The sequence below is a fragment of the Thalassotalea sp. PP2-459 genome (genome assembly GCF_001913705.1).
Classification (GTDB): Bacteria; Pseudomonadota; Gammaproteobacteria; order Enterobacterales; family Alteromonadaceae; genus Thalassotalea_C; species Thalassotalea_C hakodatensis.
The window spans coordinates 1-4067 of record NZ_MKQD01000074.1 but is presented as its reverse complement, the minus strand read 5'-3'; the positions used below and the strand labels follow the sequence as shown (position 1 = coordinate 4067).

At 36.7% G+C, this 4067-nt stretch carries 2 protein-coding genes; one reads left to right on the top strand and one right to left on the bottom strand.

Features of this window, described 5'->3' with window-relative positions; genetic code table 11:
- Positions 1 to 346: 346 nt before the first annotated feature.
- Positions 347 to 2467 (bottom strand): winged helix-turn-helix domain-containing protein, encoded by a 2121-nt coding sequence (locus BI291_RS16440; RefSeq protein WP_074500187.1) that lies wholly within the window; start codon positions 2465 to 2467, stop codon positions 347 to 349.
- 194 nt (positions 2468 to 2661) lie between these two features.
- Between BI291_RS16440 and BI291_RS16435 the strand changes: the two genes are divergently transcribed.
- On the top strand, positions 2662 to 3918 hold the full coding sequence (locus BI291_RS16435) for an alpha/beta hydrolase (RefSeq protein ID WP_074500185.1): 1257 nt from the start codon (positions 2662 to 2664) through the stop codon (positions 3916 to 3918).
- Positions 3919 to 4067: the final 149 nt, after the last annotated feature.

Genomic DNA, 4067 nt, shown 5'->3' with positions numbered 1-4067 from the left:
AACTTGTTAAGGTTAATCTATCAGACGCTATAAGTGCTTCAGAGCATGCTTTAAGTGTCTTCATTCTCGCTTGATTGAAATTCGATAAGGACTTCTCAAAGAAGTTATGGCAAAGTAAGGATTCAGGCATAGCATTTTACTCTTATTTTTGTTTTGGCGAACTAATAAGATCATAAAATGTTGTGCTTGTCATTTTTTGGGGATTCGTCAGCCCTTTGGGTTCAACTAAACGCTATTTCTTCATTGTTGTTCGCAATTGACATGGCATAACCATGCGACATTGCTCACGCCTTGAACAAAAAGCGTTTAGTTCGAACAATATTTAATCTCGAAAGGTCAACAGACCCTAATAAATTTCGACAATATCTTTTTTGTCGGTAACAACTTGTGTGGCTAAAATTTGATAATTTTTTATGTCTGTTAAGGCGGAAAGGTAGCTAGCTTTTTGATTTATCACGCTAAATTCATAGTTATCTAAACGATAACGCCAGAGATGCCCGTGCTTATTTACTGAATAAATATTTTGCTTTTCAAGTAAAAACTCTTTCCGAGCTGATTGGTTTTTGAGCGTTGTTAACTGTTTTTTAACGAGGTCATCTTTTTGCCAAAATTTGTTATTGTCATCCAATAAAATCAAGTTGCCGTTTAGTGTGTATTGAGCCCAGCGAACCGGTTCTGAGAACAAATTTGTAAGCTTACCTGAGTTTAATGATAATAAAGATACATGGTTTTTATCATTGTTAAATGAGGAAACTAATACTTCGTCATCAGTTATCCATTGATACACTTTGGTAACCGAATGCGGGTAGTTTAATTTGCTTGCTGTGCCATCTAAATCTATCAGCCAAAGTTGGCGATTATTGGCAACGATTAATTGAACACCCTCAGGGTGCCATTGAAAATTGCTTAATTGACTGTCGATAGGAAAGAAAGTGAGCTGTTTAACGCGATTTTTTTGACCAAGCCAAATCTGTGCTTGACCTGACCGATCAGAAACAAACGCAATTTGCTCACCCAAAGGCTGATATTTACCGCTGTGCTCTTGTGCAGTACTTCGAAAAAGACTGGGGAAATCTGTTGTTACTTGATTGATTTGACTTGGTTGAACAGTATCAGTATTTGTAGGTGTTAAGCTGACTTGTGCAACATCATTATCTAATCGCCCTCTACTCGCCAGAAGGGTAGTACCATCTGGCGATAATGCATACTGATGAGTGTTTATAAAGGGTAATTGTTGAAAATGGTTTATCGAGCCATCGTCATGTAATGTATATATATTTTTCCCAGTTGCAAAAAAGTGTGATCCTTTTCCATCATACGCGAAAGGTCTAATGTTGTTGTGAGCGTTGAAAGATTGAGGCAATGATATGCGTGTACTGTTAATAATATCACCGGTTATTGAAATGATTTCTCGCCAGTGTTGGTTGCTTTTATCTTTAGATAATACAACGAATTGTTGTTGCGCTGCTAAGTAATCAAAATAATAAAGTTGTTTGTTGTTAGGGTTATAAATATCAACGCTATTAGCTGCATTGAGCATGTATTTAGCGAGACGCCAAGTTTCATTTTTACCCCGTAATATCGCGATGCTACCGTTATCTAACCATGTTGGGTAGTTAAGTTTTCCTTGTCGACAATTCGCTAACTCAATCGGTGCCTGAGGTGACGAAAGTGCAGCATCAAAATCTAAAGACATTACTTTCCAACATTGTTTTTGATTTTCTTCTTTTTGGGGTTGGGTGCAAGCGTTTTTAGCCAAAAATATTAACTTTTTGCCGTCAGATGAAAACCTGTGTGGTCCGTAAAAGTCAGTGGATTTTGTGAGTTGAATTTCTTCTTTTGTCGCGTTATCTATCGCCCATATATTGTTATTACAGCGGCCATCATAGCGATGAAAGACAAGGTATTGACTATTTGGGGCATAACTAGGGAATTGTTCTTTATAGTCTGAGTGAGTGAGTTGTTTGATGGTTGAGAAGGCCGGAGTTCGCTGTTCAATGTTTTTGATAAACGCGACCAAAGCCAACATTATTAACAACGCTAAAGCTGAAATACGTAAAGACTTTTGGCTTATTATCTTATTATTTTTCTGGCTATTTATCGTTGCTTGTTTCGGCGATAACGCAAAGTGATCTTCTGCAATATTAACAGGAAGTTCTAAGCAGTAGCCTTTCTTAGTGTGGGTTTTTATAATGGCTTGGTTATCGCCCGAAATAACAAGTACTTTTCTTAATTGCGTTATGCAACGCTGCAACGAGTTGGGCGAAACGATGGTATCTGGCCAAACTTGATCAATGATATAATCTGTTTTTAATACTTCACCTTGCTGCTTGGCAAGAAGTTGTAATACAGCAATAGTTTTCGGTGGAAGAATGTGTTCTTCTTGAATACCACCCTCTTGTTGGACGATGATTAAGTTTCGCTGAATGTCGACGTAAAACTGACCGATGAAAAATTTTGTCGGCATTGAAAGTAAATCTCATTATCGATGATAAGTTAACATTATATCCTTGTTTAAAGAATTTCAATAATTCTTAACTCATTGATTTATAAATATTCAGTGAAAAGTCAGTATTTTATCATCAGTGCTTCAGGTAATTTGAATACCGTTTTGTCATATTATTCTCGAATAACAATTACATAATAATCACGAGGAAGAATATGACATTTACATCTGCGTTCAGTGCTTTAATTGGCGTATGTTTTTTGCTTATCGCAACCGTCGCACAAGGCAATGATAATGCTGAAAACCAGCTCACTTATGGATTCACGTTAGATTTTGAGTCTGACATTATTGAGGATAAAATTCCTTTAAATATATACCTGCCAGCAAATTTTGATACTGTCTCTGAAGATTTTCGTTACCCGATTATTTTTATCAATGGCTCGCACGGTAATCGTTTTTTTCATACCTTAACAGGCATTGTAAAGCACTTAGCCAGTGTTGATCGTATGCCCGAAAGTATTGTTGTCAGCTTAAACTATAGTGGACACTTCCCCGATACTTATACCAACGGAATGTGGCCGAAGCGTGAGGTAATATCCGGTTATGGTGATGCAATGAAATATCAAGCAATGTTGGAGCAAGAGTTATTTCCATACCTTGAAAAACATTACCGTGCAATGAATAAACGCTCGATTATCGGTGTGTCTGGGGCATCACTATTTCCTTTGTATAGTATAGGTAGTAAACCAGCGCTTTTTGATAACTATATTTTTCTTGCTGCGAGTGACATGTTGGGTATGAGCTTTAATCAAGAAACTAAGCGTCCGTTTAGTGAAACAATACCTATGCAGTTAGAAAAGGAGCTTAATGGGCTGGTACTTTTTGCCGTAGCGGATGATGATTTAGAAGGTAAGCCTGATTATATTAATAATCATAAAACCGTGTTAGAAAACTATCAAAAACTAGCTAATAAGCAAGGTAAGTTGATTACGCATGTGTTTGATAACGAACGTCATTATGATGCTTTTATCAAAACTTTGTTATTAGCTTTTGATACGTTATACCCTGAAAGCCTTTGGGCACCTAAATACCGTGAACTTGTGGCTCAAAAAGGGGATGCATTAACGAATATTGATCATTATTATCAAAAAATAAGCGAGGATGTTGGCTTTACCGTATTACCAAACCCTGTCCGTTGGAACAGTGTTAATTCTCTTACATTTATTGTTAGTCATTTAATTGAATTAGAGCGATTCAAAGAAGCTGAAACGGTGGCGTTGCGATTGGTGCAATATACGCCTGAAAACGTATCAAGTTACCTTGCATTGGCGCGAGTGTATGAAACATTAAATAAGTTGTCGTTAGCTTTAGATACATTAGCCCAAGCGAAAAACTTAGCAAGTAAAACTGATCATTGGCAGTTTGATAAAATTGTTCAATCTATTGAACGACTATCAACGCTTCAAGAATAAATGTTTGGTTAATAAATCAGTAAGTTGGTACGCGTATCAATTATTAAAAAAACACCTTATACCAATTCGCATAAAGATTAAGTCAGTTCAGAGCGATGTCAGAGGTGGGAGAATAAGCGAAACGTGTGCAGGTATAGTTGTTCTACATC